15 protein-coding genes are annotated in these 15510 nt (G+C 38.5%); 6 read left to right on the forward strand and 9 right to left on the reverse strand.

Annotation, left to right across the window (positions count from 1 at the left end; all coding sequences use genetic code 11):
* The 4 genes from ACEW8U_RS22595 to ACEW8U_RS22610 form a co-directional block, all read left to right on the forward strand.
* Nucleotides 1-1858: aconitate hydratase (locus tag ACEW8U_RS22595; protein WP_373524323.1), on the forward strand; the 1858-nt coding region annotated here is incomplete at its 5' end.
* Nucleotides 1859-2089: 231 nt separating this feature from the next.
* On the forward strand, nucleotides 2090-2692 hold the full coding sequence (locus ACEW8U_RS22600) for a tetratricopeptide repeat protein (RefSeq protein WP_373524324.1): 603 nt from the start codon (nucleotides 2090-2092) through the stop codon (nucleotides 2690-2692).
* A gap of 70 nt (nucleotides 2693-2762) precedes the next feature.
* A complete protein-coding gene (locus ACEW8U_RS22605; RefSeq protein ID WP_373524325.1) occupies nucleotides 2763-4298 on the forward strand; it encodes a DUF5060 domain-containing protein in 1536 nt (511 codons plus the stop codon).
* A gap of 82 nt (nucleotides 4299-4380) precedes the next feature.
* The gene (locus tag ACEW8U_RS22610) at nucleotides 4381-5373 is read left to right on the forward strand and encodes an NAD(P)-dependent alcohol dehydrogenase (protein WP_373524326.1); all 993 of its coding nucleotides are present in this window, start codon (nucleotides 4381-4383) and stop codon (nucleotides 5371-5373) included.
* Between the two features lie 342 nt (nucleotides 5374-5715).
* On the opposite strand, the gene ACEW8U_RS22615 is transcribed toward ACEW8U_RS22610, so the two are convergent.
* From ACEW8U_RS22615 to ACEW8U_RS22655, 9 genes are all read right to left on the reverse strand, one after another.
* Entirely contained in the window at nucleotides 5716-6504 is a 789-nt protein-coding gene (locus tag ACEW8U_RS22615) for a hypothetical protein (RefSeq protein ID WP_373524327.1), read from the reverse strand.
* 126 nt (nucleotides 6505-6630) lie between these two features.
* Nucleotides 6631-7242: a Uma2 family endonuclease gene (locus ACEW8U_RS22620; protein ID WP_373524328.1), complete on the reverse strand. Its 612-nt coding sequence runs from the start codon at nucleotides 7240-7242 to the stop codon at nucleotides 6631-6633.
* Between the two features lie 137 nt (nucleotides 7243-7379).
* Nucleotides 7380-7721 carry a hypothetical protein gene (locus tag ACEW8U_RS22625; protein ID WP_373524329.1) on the reverse strand — a complete coding sequence of 114 codons (342 nt, stop codon included), beginning with the start codon at nucleotides 7719-7721 and terminating at the stop codon, nucleotides 7380-7382.
* Between the two features lie 157 nt (nucleotides 7722-7878).
* Nucleotides 7879-8289 (reverse strand): hypothetical protein, encoded by a 411-nt coding sequence (locus ACEW8U_RS22630; RefSeq protein ID WP_373524330.1) that lies wholly within the window; start codon nucleotides 8287-8289, stop codon nucleotides 7879-7881.
* Nucleotides 8290-8373: 84 nt separating this feature from the next.
* Nucleotides 8374-9519, reverse strand: coding sequence for a carbon-nitrogen hydrolase family protein (locus ACEW8U_RS22635; protein WP_373524331.1), 1146 nt, complete (start codon nucleotides 9517-9519; stop codon nucleotides 8374-8376).
* Nucleotides 9520-9661: 142 nt separating this feature from the next.
* Complete coding sequence (locus tag ACEW8U_RS22640; protein ID WP_373524332.1) at nucleotides 9662-11014, reverse strand: flavin monoamine oxidase family protein; 1353 nt, start codon at nucleotides 11012-11014, stop codon at nucleotides 9662-9664.
* Nucleotides 11015-11161: 147 nt separating this feature from the next.
* Entirely contained in the window at nucleotides 11162-11827 is a 666-nt protein-coding gene (locus ACEW8U_RS22645) for a hypothetical protein (protein WP_373524333.1), read from the reverse strand.
* Nucleotides 11828-11929: 102 nt separating this feature from the next.
* The gene (locus ACEW8U_RS22650) at nucleotides 11930-12508 is read right to left on the reverse strand and encodes a TlpA family protein disulfide reductase (RefSeq protein ID WP_373524334.1); all 579 of its coding nucleotides are present in this window, start codon (nucleotides 12506-12508) and stop codon (nucleotides 11930-11932) included.
* Nucleotides 12509-12713: 205 nt separating this feature from the next.
* Nucleotides 12714-13295, reverse strand: coding sequence for a TlpA family protein disulfide reductase (locus tag ACEW8U_RS22655; protein WP_373524335.1), 582 nt, complete (start codon nucleotides 13293-13295; stop codon nucleotides 12714-12716).
* Between the two features lie 273 nt (nucleotides 13296-13568).
* On the opposite strand from ACEW8U_RS22655, the gene ACEW8U_RS22660 reads away from it, so the two are divergent.
* Together ACEW8U_RS22660 and ACEW8U_RS22665 are read left to right on the forward strand one after the other, a co-directional pair.
* Entirely contained in the window at nucleotides 13569-13763 is a 195-nt protein-coding gene (locus ACEW8U_RS22660) for a hypothetical protein (RefSeq protein ID WP_373524336.1), read from the forward strand.
* A gap of 155 nt (nucleotides 13764-13918) precedes the next feature.
* Nucleotides 13919-15510 (forward strand): Tex-like N-terminal domain-containing protein (locus ACEW8U_RS22665; RefSeq protein ID WP_373524337.1); only part of this gene is annotated, 1592 nt, incomplete at its 3' end.

The following is a 15510-nucleotide window of genomic DNA, read 5'->3' on the forward strand; positions in this document are numbered from 1 at the left end:
TACTGTCACTTATTTCCCCATTGATAACAGGACTTTGGACTACATGAAAAAGACCAATAGATCTGAGGATCAGATTCAATTGGTTGAGGACTATTGCAAAGCAAATATGCTGTGGAGGCAGGATGAAGATAAAATCAAATACAGTTCTATTGTGGAATTGGATCTTTCTACTGTCGAGCCTACTGTTTCTGGGCCGAAAAGACCGCAGGATAAAATTTTGGTAAGGGAGTTTAAAGCCAAATTCGGTGAATTATTGGAAAAAGTCCACGGAAGAGAATATATACCAATTGATAAAAGAGAAGTGGGACGTTGGTATGGAGAAGGAGGAAGTCAGCCATCGGAACCAAAAGGTGATTCATCTCCTGAAGTGGAATATGAAACCAAAGTGAGGAATGGTCTCAAAACTGTAGTCGTCAAGATGCACAATGAAAAATTCGCACTTCATGACGGTTCTATTGTGATCGCTGCTATCACTTCATGTACCAATACCTCCAACCCATCAGTGATGATAGGTGCCGGATTGGTTGCCCGAAAGGCAAGGGAAAGGGGCTTGGATACTAAATCTTGGGTAAAGACATCTTTGGCCCCGGGTTCTAAGGTAGTGACAGATTATCTGGAGAAATCTGGACTATTGGATGACTTGGAAGGTCTTAAATTCCATGTAGTAGGTTATGGCTGTACTTCCTGCATCGGTAATTCAGGACCACTTCCGCGACATATAGCCAAAGCAGTGGAAGAAAATGACCTTGTTGTAAGTTCTGTACTTTCAGGAAATAGGAACTTTGAAGCAAGGGTACATCCTCAGGTAAAAATGAATTACCTGATGTCCCCGATGTTGGTGGTAGCTTATGCCCTTGCTGGTAGGGTTGATGTAGATCTGATCAATGAACCTTTGGGATATGACCCAAATTTGGAACCAGTTTATCTTAAGGATGTATGGCCGAGCAATGATGAAATATTTGAGGTAATGAGTAGGGTACTTTCCCCTTCTGATTTTGAAAAAAGTTATGGGGAGATTTTTGAAGGAAATGATATATGGAAACAATTAGAGGTTCCCAAAGATAAAGTTTATCAATGGTCTGATGATAGTACTTACATCAAAGAAGCGCCATTTTTTAATGGAATATCAGAAAACAGTGAAGAACCCAAGGATATCAACGGAGCAAGAGTTCTTTTGAAATTGGGAGATTCCATTACGACTGACCATATTTCTCCAGCAGGATCTTTTTCCGAATCTTCTCCAGCTGGCCAATATTTAATAGCAAGAGGTGTTGAAAAGAAGGATTTCAATTCTTATGGATCAAGAAGAGGGAATGATGAGGTCATGGTACGGGGAACATTTGCAAATGTCAGGATCAAAAATCAATTGTCAGAAAAAGAAGGTGGATTTACCAAGCATATTCCTTCAGGCGAAGAAATGACCGTATTTGATGCCTCTCATAAGTACCGGTCAGAAAATACACCTTTGATTGTTTTGGCAGGCAAAGAATACGGAAGTGGTTCTTCAAGGGATTGGGCAGCGAAGGGCACAAATCTATTAGGTATTAAAGCTGTTCTAGCAGAAAGTTATGAAAGAATCCATAGAAGCAACTTGGTTGGAATGGGAGTGCTTCCTTTGCAGTATCAGCAAGGTGAGTCTGCGGAATACCTGGGATTAAGTGGGAAAGAAAAATTCAGCATCAAGGGTGTTTCAAACGGATTATCTCCTCTTAAATCACTTCAGGTAAAAGCTGAAAAAGAGGATGGGACGATCAAGGAATTTGAAGTGATTTGTCGATTGGATTCAGCAATTGAGATCGAGTATTATAAAAATGGAGGAATCTTGCATTATGTGCTGAGAGATTTTTTAAGGAAATAGGGCTGAGTTGGAAGTAATTCTAGATGTTGGATGACCGATGACCGATTTAAGGTGTAAACTTAGACATCGTCCTAAAGAATTGGATAATACAGATTTTGAATTGAAGGTTTTGTCTTTAGCTAAGGTAAGAAAGCGGTTTTTGGGGTTATGATTCAGAAAAAAGAAAATACTAAATTTTGAATTCCATTTGGAATATTGGCAATTTCAAATTCTAAAGAAAAATAATCAGCTATGAAAAATTCAATCATTGCATCATTCATGTTGTTATTATTTGGTTCCTGTACACCTGATACAACCAATAAAGAAGATAATGTTCAAAAAGCGATTGAATTTTATAATAAAGGTCGTCTTTCTGCACAGTTTGGTAAAAATGACAGTGCAATGATCTATTTTGATAAAGCGATTGAGTTGGACCAATCATTTTATGATCCTCATTCAGGTAAAAGAAGTATTTACTTAAGACGGAAGGAATATGAAAATGCTTTGAAAGAAAGTGAGTCAATAATTGCTAAAAGTGATCTCAATTCAGTTTCAGTATTTGAATGGATTTTCACCGGAGTGTTGCATGAATGGCATGGGGATACAATAAGTGCATTCAGATATTACCGTGAAAGCCTTGATTTTTACGAAGAACAGAAAGAAAATTCGGATGAAGGTATGGATGTACAGAGAAAAAACAGTGCATTCTTATACATGCTTCTTGGTAAAGAGGATATTGCAAAGGAAGAATTACTAAATCTGAAAAATGAATATCCTAATGATAGCACTGATATAAACCAATTGATCAATTTTGATAAATATGGTTATATAAAAAATATGGTGGAAGGGGAATAAATATAGTTCTATAAAAATAGTATATATTCTAGCCAGTTAATTCCAAAAGGAAGATAAAAAATTAAAAACTATGAAAATACTGTTTTTATTGCCCATTCTCATCGTGATTTTTTTATCCTGCAATACCAATCCCGAATTAAAAAAAACCGAGCAATGGGGCGTATTCGAAATCGAATTGAAAGGAACTGAAACAGGGAATCCTTATTTGGAGGTTAATCTGGAAGCAGTATTCACCAATGGGGATGAAACAATTAAGGTTCCCGGATTTTATGATGGGAATGGAATTTTCCGGATCAGATTTTCTCCACCGACCCAGGGTGTCTGGGATTACATGACATCTGGTTCTAATTCACAATTGAATACTGTAGGAAATTTTGAATGTGTAGCCCCAACCTCAGGTAACCATGGACCTTTACAGGTTATCAATACTTTTTATCTTGAATATGCCGATGGTTCACCCTATTACGGAGTCGGTACTACCGCCTATCAATGGACCAGTGTCAAACAAAGCATTCAGGAGAAAACACTTGAAACCTTAGCTTCATCCCCCTTCAATAAAATCAGGATGTGCTTTTTTCCAAAAAGTTATATCTATGGAAATGAAACCGAACCATGGGCTTATCCCTATAAAAGAGTAGGTGAAGATAATGAATTCAGTGAGCCCAATTTTGAATTTTTCCAAAACTTTGATCGGAGGGTTGCCCAGCTTTTAGAAATGGGAATTCAAGCCGATGTGATACTGTTTCATCCTTATGATCAATGGGGGTATGATAAGATGGGGAAAGAATGGAACGAAAAGTATGTACGATATTTGATGGCCAGACTATCTGCCTATCGAAATGTTTGGTGGTCATTGGCCAATGAATGGGACATTCCGGAATTCAAGGAGGCAATAGATTGGGAGGGGATAGGAACGATGCTGCAAAATGAGGATCCACATCAAAGACTGCGGGGTATCCATAATTGGTATGATACCGAGGATCATTTTTATGAACATACCCAGTCTTGGATTACCCATGCGAGTATCCAATCTGCCAGGTTTTTTCAGGCTATTGAATGGCGGGAGAAATATAAGAAGCCTGTAATGTTTGACGAGATGCGCTACGAGGGAGGTGTTGCAAGTGGTTGGGGTAATCTGACAGCGGAACAGATGTCCAGCTATTTTTGGATGGCTGGGTTAAGCGGGGTTTATGGAACCCATGGGGATACTTTTCAAAATGATTCAGATTCAGAAACCGAAGTGAGGTGGTGGGCAAAAGGTGGGACTTTAGCAGGACAAAGTTCTGATAGGATCAGTTTTTTTAAAGATGTAATGGTAAATCTGCCTATACATGAGATGCATCCGACAATTAATTCACTCGGTAAACCTGAAAATCTTGAAACCAATGTTCATATTCTTGCCAAACCCGGAGAGGTATATCTGGCATATGTCGCAGATCCTGGAATGGAAATCAACCTTACTTTAGAAGGTGAAGGAGAATTTACTATGGACGTGTTGGATACCTGGAATATGAAAACGGTTGAATCCAAAATAGTTGGTGCTGGACCTTTTAGTTTTATCACAGACAATCCATACACAGCATTAATGTTTCAAAAGACAGATTAATCGAATTTTTTCCTTTTGCATTATAAAAAATCTAAAATCTAGAATCTATAATCTAAAATCAAAAATCAGCCAAGACCAATCTATGAAAGCAGTTGTCAGGTACCAATATGGAAATACGGATAGCATCCTAATCGAAGAAATGCCTAATCCGAAACCCAAATCCAATCAGGTATTGGTCAAAGTCATGGCAACCACAGTCAACCGTACCGATTGTGGTGTGCTTTCAGGTGAACCATATATTTTCCGATTTTTTGTTGGTTGGCCAAAACCTCGGACTCCTATCTTGGGGACAGATTTTGCGGGGATAGTTGAAGAAGTGGGAAGTCAGACAAGCAGATTCAATGTCGGAGATAAAGTATGGGGATTCTTTGATGGAGGTATCCCATCCCAAGCGGAATATATGGTTATTCGGGAGGACAAGAACATCCTGAAAATCCCTGATGGTTTCAGTTTTGCCGAGGCTGCAGCGTCGGCAGAAGCTGCCCATTATGCCATTAATTTTCTAAAACCTCTGAAATTGCATAGTGATGCCAAAATCTTGATCAACGGTGCCACAGGAGGAATTGGTTCAGCGCTTGTACAAATTCTATTATCCAAAGGATTTGAATTAGTGGTCACAGCCAATACCAAAAATATGGATTTAGTAAAGGGCTTGGGAGTAAGTAGGGTGGTCAATTACGAGAAAGAGGATTTTACGAAGCTAAATGAAGAATTCGATGTTGTTTTTGATTCGGTAGGTAAGAGTTCATTTGGGAAATGTAAAGGAATATTGAAGAAGGGTGGTAAATACCTTTCTTCCGAATTGGGACCCGGTGGTGAAAATCTTTATCTACCATTGACGACCAAAATTAAAGGGGGGAAAAAGGTGATATTCCCTTTGCCCACTGATATAAAAGGTAGTATGGAAACCATACATGAATTGATGGAAAAAGGTCAATTCAGGCCTGTTCTCGACCGGAGTTATCCCATGGAAAAAGCTGCTGAAGCATACCGCTATGTAGCCTCAGGTCAAAAGACAGGCAATGTGATTTTGGATTTCGAAGGGGGTAATGAGTTGTCATATTTATTGCCCTGACTTTTATGTTTTAAATATCGGTCATGCCTATGGCATTTTTCTTTTCCGATTTCAATTCATAGTCCCCCCCTGTTTCAACAGGGGATATTATATCGTTCATGCCGTGCCAACGGCAGGAAATCCTACGGCATTTATCCATTCCCAATTTCCGCTTTCAAGGTTTCCATTATAAGCTCCGTAGGAGCAACCGATGTATTAGCTACGGGTTTCAACCCGTAGTCAGGTCGAATTGAGATAAGGGTAAGTTCCGTAGGAACGGACTACATTGCACAATAGAATTGTGAAAAAATTCTTTAAGCAATCATGTGGACTTTGCCTACTATGCCTGCGGTATTATCCTTGTCAATTGCCCCAATTGAAAATTCTCCCCCCTCTGAAAGTTTCTATATTGATATATAAATCTGGAAAATATCCCTTTGATATTGAAAGGACATTTTTTTTAAACTCTTCCTCGTTTCCCACAAACCTGAAGATAAAACCTTGTGCAAACCAATAACCCGAATTTTCCCTGTCTACCACAATCTCCCCATCATCGTCAATCTGATAATAGTGGTAATCCCCTGCAACCTGCTTTTCAAAAAGAGCGCCTTCAATTCCTAATTTTTGTAAAAACTCCTCTATTTGATCAATAGATGATTCGGTGTGATACCCTATAGTTCCCCAATAGGTAAACTCAGGAACTCTTTTGGTCACTTTTCTTGAAATTTCAATCCCATTTTGTTGTGGAAAATCAACGATGATTTCAGAATCGGTAATAGTTAAATTTCCAGCATTTCGATGGGACGTGGTATTCAACTCCATATTATTTTGCCCGGTCCTAACATTTCCCAAATCCAAAATCGCTGTTGCAGGCCCTAATGCAGTCAGGCAAAATGTTGTTTCTTCTACACTCTTAAACGTGATGAAAATCCCATTTTCCTTTATAATCTTATCTGTCAAAAGTGGATAATTAATACAGGGGTATATCTTTTCAGTTTTACATACTAAGCTCAATGACCTTAAACTTTCTCCAAGTACTTCCACGGGGTTAATAATGATTTGTGATTCAATAGCTGTAATGGGTTGGCTATTGTTGGCAAGGTCACAGGCGACCGTAAATAGGCAGGTAATTAATATAAGAAAGTTTCTCATTATTGATAGGACGCAAATGATGTCGAAGGCGTTGAGATGATGGTCTGATTTATTATGTATTTATAATTGATCAAAACCCTTTAATTAACATTTCTTTGCGCTTTTACTGTCTTTGCGGGATCAAAATCACTTGATTTCCCCAAAAAATTCCTCCAAATCCAATTCAAAACCATGAATGACAGATGATTTGGCTATATCTCCCGAAGTCATCAAACGAGATGCCTCGTATTTACCATCTTTCAAAGTGTAAATCAAAAATGTCTGTCCCTCAGGATCCAATAGCCAATATTCCTTGACGCCGGACTCTTCATAGACTTCATATTTATGCTGCAATTCAAGTTGCTTATTGCCGGGTGAAAGAACTTCCACGACCAGGTCAGGTGCCCCGACGCATCCTAAGTCATCCAATTTTTCAGGATCGCAAATAACACAAATGTCCGGTTGGACAACCGTGAAAATTTTGTCATCACTTTTGGAGTCTTCGGGCAATCTGACATCTATGGGTACAAAATACACCTCATCTTTTTTACCTTTTAAAAAATTGTATAATTCAACTCCCAATAAGCCCCTCGCTTGTTGATGGATTCTCTTAGGCGCTGCTATTCCTCTTGGAAAAACCTTCCCCTTTATCAGTTCCACCATCTCTTCCATTTCCCAAGTTAGGTAATCAGCATAGGTGTGTCGATCATGGGAAATGTCGGGTGCTTTGACTAAGGGTTTTTCATTAGGAGTTTCCATGTTTGAATTTAATCATTCTTTCAAATAACTGACAATAAACTCACTATAAAGCTTTTCGACCTTTCGAAGACATTCCATACTGAACTTCCCTAAAATCTGCTTATCCATATTTTCAGCTTTCAATCTTGCTTCCTCGCTCAAAAACTCACTTTGCAATTGCTTGACCATAGGCCAAAATTCCGTCTTCCTTTTTTGATAATCCTTACAAATCCATTGATACCCATCTCAGCGTCCCACATTTGGAAAGGTTTGGAAAGCATAACTTCAAAAGTTACCTCAACTTGGGGAATGCTGATATAGGTGCATTGGAGGGTATTGTTGTCACTCATGCCATGACTCGGAGTCATGGCATGAGTATTCTCCAACTTTGGTAAAAGGATAATGCCTTGCGCCTCATCAGGTTCCCTATCCGAATTTTTGGCAAAAATCAGGTTTCCGCTTTTTGTAGATTCAGGAAGGGCTACCAGCGTGTTGCACATAGGAATTTGGAAGGGTTTGAGTGGTTTAAGTTTAAGATTGTAAAATTGTAAAATTGAGTTAAGAATACCTCAATTCCCTGATTGCAGCTTATCGTGTCAATATGCTGTGGCCTTGCGCTGTAGAGAGGCTGTTCCTCATATCTGTTGTGCAAGGTGTTTATTCCTTATTTCCAGTATTACTCAGGCGGAAGAATACTAGTATAAAGAAGATGAAGAATATCCAATCATTTACGCCATAAATAGCGTAAAACATACCTGCCATTTTATCTTTTGCAAAAACATCCAAAACATTATTATTTAGGATCCATTTTATCCAAATTAAACCATAAATGAATTTTTCAACAGCAAACACTCCTACAAGCCATTTTACATTATGATAATTTTTTGCAATTGATATATAGGCTAGGCCCCAAATAACAATCATTAATAATCCAAAATTTGACATCACATCTGGATCAGATTCGGGAATAACAGAATTTGTAAAGAATCTTGAAAAAACTAATACTGTCATATTCAATAATCCTGCAATAATAAATCCTTTTGTGATTGTTTTACTTTTTATAGTCATAGTGGTGTGAATTTATGTTTTTTTTATTTCTCATTTTCAACTATATACTAGCTTGTACTTTATGTACAACTAACATCTCAAATCTCAATATTCCATACTCCAAATCCCTCCTTTTTCTGCCTCTTCAATTTCAAGTAATTTCCCTTCTCTGATAAAAAAAGGTTGCCCATCAGTTCCCAAGTTCCAAAGTTTGCCTCGGAGAAAAACATTGGCCCCTATTTTTGCTCCCGAAATCCCGATTCTTCCCGGTAGCGCATATTTTTCCCAAGCTTGCCTTTCATTGAGGATTCCGATATCATTGAGATCAACATCGATAGGGGGAGGTGCACCTTTATATCCTCCCCATGGATTATCCATAGCACCATCAATGGCACAATAGGAATTGACCAATACCACTTCGACTCCCTGAATGGCCTGATAGGATTCAGGATACCAGGAATCAGCGCAAACCAATACACCAATCTTTCCAAAAGGCAGATCAAAAGTTGGAATGTCGGTAGTAGGGGAGGCGGTTACAAATGGGTGTTCTGAATCTATAGGAAATGCTTTTCTGATAGATTGGGGAATCAGGTCTCCATTGGGAGCAAATACAAATGAAGTATTGTAAATAGGGGCTTCAATATCAACTTCCAACATCCCATTCTTTACTTCGGGGCCAGGTAATAGAATGGATCCTGCGGCTATATAGACCTGATATTCTTTGGATAGTTGTTTGAAAACCTGTTTGTAAATATTGGCCATTTTTTCAGCCTTCATTCTAAATAAGGTAGCCGCTATACGGTCCGATTCTTTTTCAGATTTACCATAATAGGTTGAAAGCCGAAACGGATGGTTCAAAACCAATTGCGCCATTGCCCATGTGAGGTTTCCTGCATTGGCTACCGATTTCTTTTCATCTGCGATGACCAACCAAGTGCCAAGATACTCAGGAAGCAGGACCATCGTCTTTTCCCGGAAAAAACCATTTTCTTGGGCTACTTTAAAATAGGTATCCAATTTGGCCAGGAATTGGGATTCACTCAGGTAATCGGTTTCCAACATATAAGGCTGAATCCCAACAATATTTCTGTTCAGAGACATAGAATCCCCATTTTCACAGGTATCACAGATAATTTGAGAAACAGTAGAAATCTCTGAGATTACAGGTGGTAATTCAGACCTGAAACTCCAATTAGCCCAAATCACCCAAATCAAAATAACTACCAGAAATCCAAAACCGATTTTCTTCATAATTATTGTTTCCGAACTTTTAAAGTTTTCATATCTCAATTTTCAATATGTAAAGTCTTAAATACCAAATCTCAAACCTTAGTATACAGGCAGACTTAAAATCTTCCTGTTAGCTATCGGTCTAAAATCTAAAATCTAAAATCTACAATCTAAAATCATTACTCCCCAACTCCCCCGCAGCTCTTTCCCCCGCCCTTACCGCGCCTTCAATATAACCAAACCAAACATCTGAACTCTCAGTGCCTGCCCAAATGATATTGACCTCAGGTTTGGAATAGGCATTTTGAAAATTTGTCCAAGCTCCCAAAGGATAAATCCCGGCATAGCAGCCATCACTCCAAGCTTCATCTGTCATGGTATGGTCCAGATATTGCATTGGATTGGAGGCTTTTTCCCCGAAATATCTGACCAAAAAACCCGTCATGATATCTTGTCTTTGGGACAGTTCCCTGTTGAAGAATTCATCAGCCCGTGCGGCAATTGTGAATGCCATGATGATCCCATATTCCCCACTTTTTGGTGAGCAATCATACATGGCCTGAAAAGGAGAATTTGAATCAGCCAAAGTCTGACCACTGAAACCATCATTTCTCCAAAAGGGTTTTTCATAAATGGCATAGCATTTACCGACCTTACCCATCTTGATTTGGTTAGTTGCTATCGTTTTTTCAGGAGAAAGCGGTGGTTGAAATTGGATTTCTGAAACCAAAGGTGGCGGTATGGCAATAATTGCTTTTTTTGCGGAAAAATTAAAACCCTTTCCGATTACAGATACACCACCCTTGGTTTGGTTGATTTCGGTAACAGCATGTTCCAAAAGAACTTGGTCATAAAATGGTTTTGCCATTTTTTCCAATAAGGTTTGCATTCCTCCTGCCAAACGATGTTGCTGTGCACCGTTTTTGAGATTGATCAGGGTGTTGAGGTTTTTTCCTGATTTGATATAAAAGAGGGCATGAAGGAGGGATAGGCTTTCAAGCTTTGCTGCAAAAATTGTTTGCGCAGCAATCCGCATGATTGAAAGACAGGCTTGGGTACGGCAATTTCTGACAAGAAACTCCTCCATTGAAGTCATATCATAAATGGAAGATTTGGAGTGGGTCCAAGGGGTCTGAAGTGGAATTGACTTAGCCATTCTATCCAATTTCCTCAATACCCAATCAAGATTGATTAGGGAAAGAATATCCATTTTCGGAATGATTCCCTTGTAGGTTTTTATCTTTTCATTGAGGTCGATGATATTGTAGCCCTGATCATAAGTCTCAAAGTATTCCACCCCATATTCTTCGCAGAGTTCATACATACGTGTCTGACTTGGCCCAATCCATTGTCCGCCCAAGTCTACATATAAGTCATCAGAAAGATGTTTAGTGTAAACCCTTCCACCGATTCTGTCTCTTGCTTCCAATACAAGGAAAGATTTATTGGCCTGATGCAACCTCCTTGCAGCTGCAATTCCCGAAAACCCGGCTCCTATGATGACGACATCCAGCATTTATAACTCCAGTTCAAACTTTTTTCCTTTTCCCAATTCGAGGACAAAGCAAAGACCTCTTGATATTTGATTTTGGGTTGAAAATCCCCAATAAAAACCGAATGTGCAAGAAGTCTTTGCCTTTAAGTAGGAATGTGTTGTTTAATTTTAAAAATGGAAAGCAAAACGAATGGCCCGGAGTGGTATCATTCCTAAACTTAAATTATTGGATTGATTCACGGCTACATTGTTGTTGGAGCTTGCATCGGACTTCCAAGAATTGAAACTTAAACTTGCTCCTGTTTCAGCAGAGACAGAAAAATGCTTCGAGAAATGATATTTCATACCTAAGAATCCGATAGTGCCTATACTAAATGAATGGCTCCTATTTATGATTTCGGATGGATTTGATGGAGATGCATTTATTTTGGATAGACTACGGCTAAGCCCAAAGTTCAGGTCTGCACCATAATACCCAATAATACGCGGGTGGAATTGTTTCTGCCACTCTTTACCAACAAAGACATATAGACTTTGGTGATTTATCCCTACTACCTGAGAACCTTGCGAATTATTTTGAGTTTCAGTAGAAGACACATTTGCACCTAATTGAGCTCCAAGCCTAAGAGCGACATTCTTTCCATTTATGCTTATATAATGTTGGCGATAGAGTAGGCTAGAGGGGTAATTCCCTTGGATAATTGGTGCAATATTTAGAGAGAATTCATGCTTGGTTTCCGAATAATCAAAGATCTTATCTTCCGATGTCTCTTGAGCGAATGTACCGAAGTGAATTCCAGTTAACAGTAATGTAATCAAAAAGCCAATTTTCATTTTGTTTGATTTAAGGTGAATGTTAAAATCCATTACGGAAAAAGAAAAAAATCAGTTAAAGGTTAATTAGTTTATTTTCTAAATCATTAATATTCAATAGTTTTAATTTTGACTGGTAAGAAACTTTCTGAAATCTTCTGTATCAAAATTACTCATGCCCTCCTGATAAAAGATGATTTTCCCATTGGGACTGACGACCATTGTTGTGGGGATAGATTGACTTTGTAGAGAATTGTTTAGCCCATAGGATGCATGGACCACAGGAAAAGTAAAGCCTTTGCCATCGATGTATTTTTTACTCTTTTCAAAATCTTTATCCAAAGCAATCATCAAAAATTCTAAGTCTTCAGTGTCTTTTACTTTTTTGTACATTTCGGAAATATGTGGCATTTCGGCACGACAAGGAGGACACCAAGTGGCCCAAAGGTTGATAAAAACCGTCTTTCCCTTAAAGTCTTTCAAGTCTACCATATTTCCCTGCATGTCCACAAATCCTCCATTGTAGTCAAATACCTGATGCTCTTTGTCAATCAAAGTGATTTTTGGTTTTTTGAGACCGGTGGCCAAAAGCAGGGATTGTACACCGCCCATGATTGGGGTAATCAACCCGGTAAAATATAAAAAGGCAAATACTGCAAGCATGATGCCCCAGCTTTTGAATTCTTTCTTCCAATTAATCATTTTTTCAATTTCACTAAGTGCAACTAATATTGCAAAGTTACCTTTATAATAGTGTGGGCTTTGTGATCTTTAGTACCAATTTCGGTTGTAATCTTCAGTGGAATTCGGAGACCGAAACAAATTTCAGTAAGTCGCCTATTATTTAGTAGGGTTTGAATGGGGGATTAGTTATCGAATTTTAAGGTGAATCCTTATCAATTCCTTTTTATTGAGTCAAAAGAAAATTTCTGAATTCTTCCGTATCAAAATTGTTCATGCCTTTATCGTGAAAAACGATATTTCCCCGTGGACCGACGACAACAGTCATTGGAATTACCTTGGTATGAAGGGAACTGTTCAATCCTTCGTAAGCATGATAGATGGGAAAGGTGAAATTCTTATCCGAAACATAATTTTTACTTTTCTCAAAATCCTCATCTATGGCAATCATTAAAAACTTCACATCCGGATTGTCTTTCAATTTTTCATAAAGACTATTAATATACGGCATTTCTGCCCTACATGGCCCGCACCAAGATGCCCAAATATTGATAAACAAGGTCTTTCCACTATAATCTGCAAGGTTAACCGGGATACCTTCAAGGTTCAAGAGCGAACCTTCATAATTAAAGCTGACAATTTCTGAGGATAGCGTATTTGCATCAATTTTGGGTTTGATCAAACCTGTCCCCAATAATTCCATCTTGGTTTTTATCCTGAGTTTTTTTCCAAAATTGCTTGTGTATATTACAATGGCAAGAATTCCAAGGATAGCAAATCCAAAAATTAAGGTTTTTTTATTGATCATTTGATTTTTGCTTATGTATTTGATAAAGGGTTTTGCTTTCAAAACTTCATATTCATTCCAAAATTACGAAATCTATGGGATTTACCATTGTAACAAATACCACACAGAATTTTATCTTTACTTGATAATTTATAAAAAATCCATTAATTTTAAAGACAATAAATTGAGTAAAATTATAATAAATAATTTTATTTAATTTTTATTGAATTAATAGATTATTGACCAACTCTTACAATATTTACTGATATTTTTCTCTTATTAAATTCTTTCAAAATGAAAAAAATACTCTTGATTCCAGTTCTGATTTTAATATCCTTTTTTGAAGTCAATGCACAGACAATTAAAATTACGCCATTTTCAGGATATACTTTTGACCAGGGCTTTCCTATTGCTGGTGGAAGGGCCAGATTGGCTTTACTGGCGCAATTGTTATCAGATTGCCAAGATAATTACGTGATCAAAAATTAATTAAGAATAGGGCCTGCGAAGATAATTTGCAGGCTTTTTTTTGATTTTTTTCATGAAGAGTATCAGATTTTTATATCAAATTGGTTTAGATAAATCAGCCAAACTTGGGAAGGGTTTTAAAAGCTTGCTACTTTGCGCCCTCAAATTAGCATCAAATGGATATCAATTATTTTGTCAAAATAGCCGGGGAACTTGGCATCAAAGTAAAGCAGGTGACCGATACTGTTGAATTATTGGATGGAGGGGCTACCGTTCCCTTTATTTCAAGATATAGAAAAGAGGTAACCGGAAGTTTGGATGAAGTGCAGGTAGCCGCCATCCGGGACAGAACCCAGCAGTTGAGAGATCTGGAAAAGAGGAAGGAAGCCATCCTAAAATCAATTGAAGAACAAGGGAAGTTAACACCAGAATTGAAAGATGAAATCAATGCTGCTGAGACCATGTCCCTTTTGGAGGATTTGTATCTGCCATACAAACCTAAAAGAAGGACCAAAGCAACTGTTGCAAGAGAAAAGGGCCTTGAACCTTTGGCGACAAAGATTTTTGGACAAGTGTCTTTTGATCTTGAATTGGAGGCGGCCCAATATATTGATACTGAAAAAGAAGTCAATTCTGTGGAAGAGGCCCTGCAAGGTGCAAGAGATATCATTGCTGAATGGGTAAATGAAAATGTGGAGTTGAGGAAAAAGATGCGTGAGCTTTTTATCCAGGAAGGCCAATTTGTTTCCAAAGTCTTACCGGGTAAGGAAGCAGAAGCCATCAAATACAAAGATTATTTTGATTGGACAGAACCTGTAAAGTCCGCGCCTTCCCATAGGGTATTGGCCATGAGAAGAGGGGAGAAAGAACTGTTTTTGATGTTGGATACCAGTCCGGATGAAATTTCAGCCATTGGATTGATGGAGAAGACGATATTGGAAAATGCTGCCAATGCATCGATACAACAAGTTCGCTTGGCCATCAAAGATTGTTACAAAAGGTTATTGAAACCATCTATGGAAACCGAAGTCCGACTCTTTACCAAAAAGAAAGCAGATGAAGAAGCTATAAAGGTATTTGCTGATAACCTTAGGCAGTTATTGTTGGCAGCTCCATTGGGTGAAAAGGCAGTGTTGGCCATTGACCCGGGTTTCAGGACCGGCTGTAAGACTGTCTGTCTTGGTCAACAGGGGCAATTATTAAGTTATGATGCCATCTATCCCAATGAACCACAAAAACAGGTTGCTGTTGCTGCGGCTACTATCAGGAATTTAGTAGAAAAACACAATGTGGAAGCCATCGCCATAGGAAACGGAACAGCAAGTCGGGAAACAGAATCATTTGTAAAATCCCTTGGATTGCCCAAAAATGTGATCGTGACCATGGTTAATGAAAGCGGCGCCTCCATTTATTCGGCATCGGATGTGGCAAGGGAGGAATTCCCCGATTATGACCTGACTGTCAGGGGAGCTGTCTCAATTGGAAGGAGATTGATGGACCCTTTGGCCGAACTGGTTAAGATTGACCCCAAGTCAATAGGCGTTGGTCAATACCAACATGATGTGGATCAGGGAGCTTTGAAAAATTCCCTTGATGATACCGTCATGAGTTGTGTCAATGGAGTAGGGGTTGAAGTGAATACCGCTTCCAAACAACTTTTGACTTATGTATCGGGATTAGGACCTGTATTGGCACAGAATATTGTTAGCTACCGAAATGAAAATGGACCCTTCAAAAGCAGGAATGAAATCAAAAAAGTACCAAGGTT

The sequence above is a fragment of the Aquiflexum sp. genome (genome assembly GCF_041751335.1).
GTDB lineage: Bacteria > Bacteroidota > Bacteroidia > Cytophagales > Cyclobacteriaceae > Aquiflexum.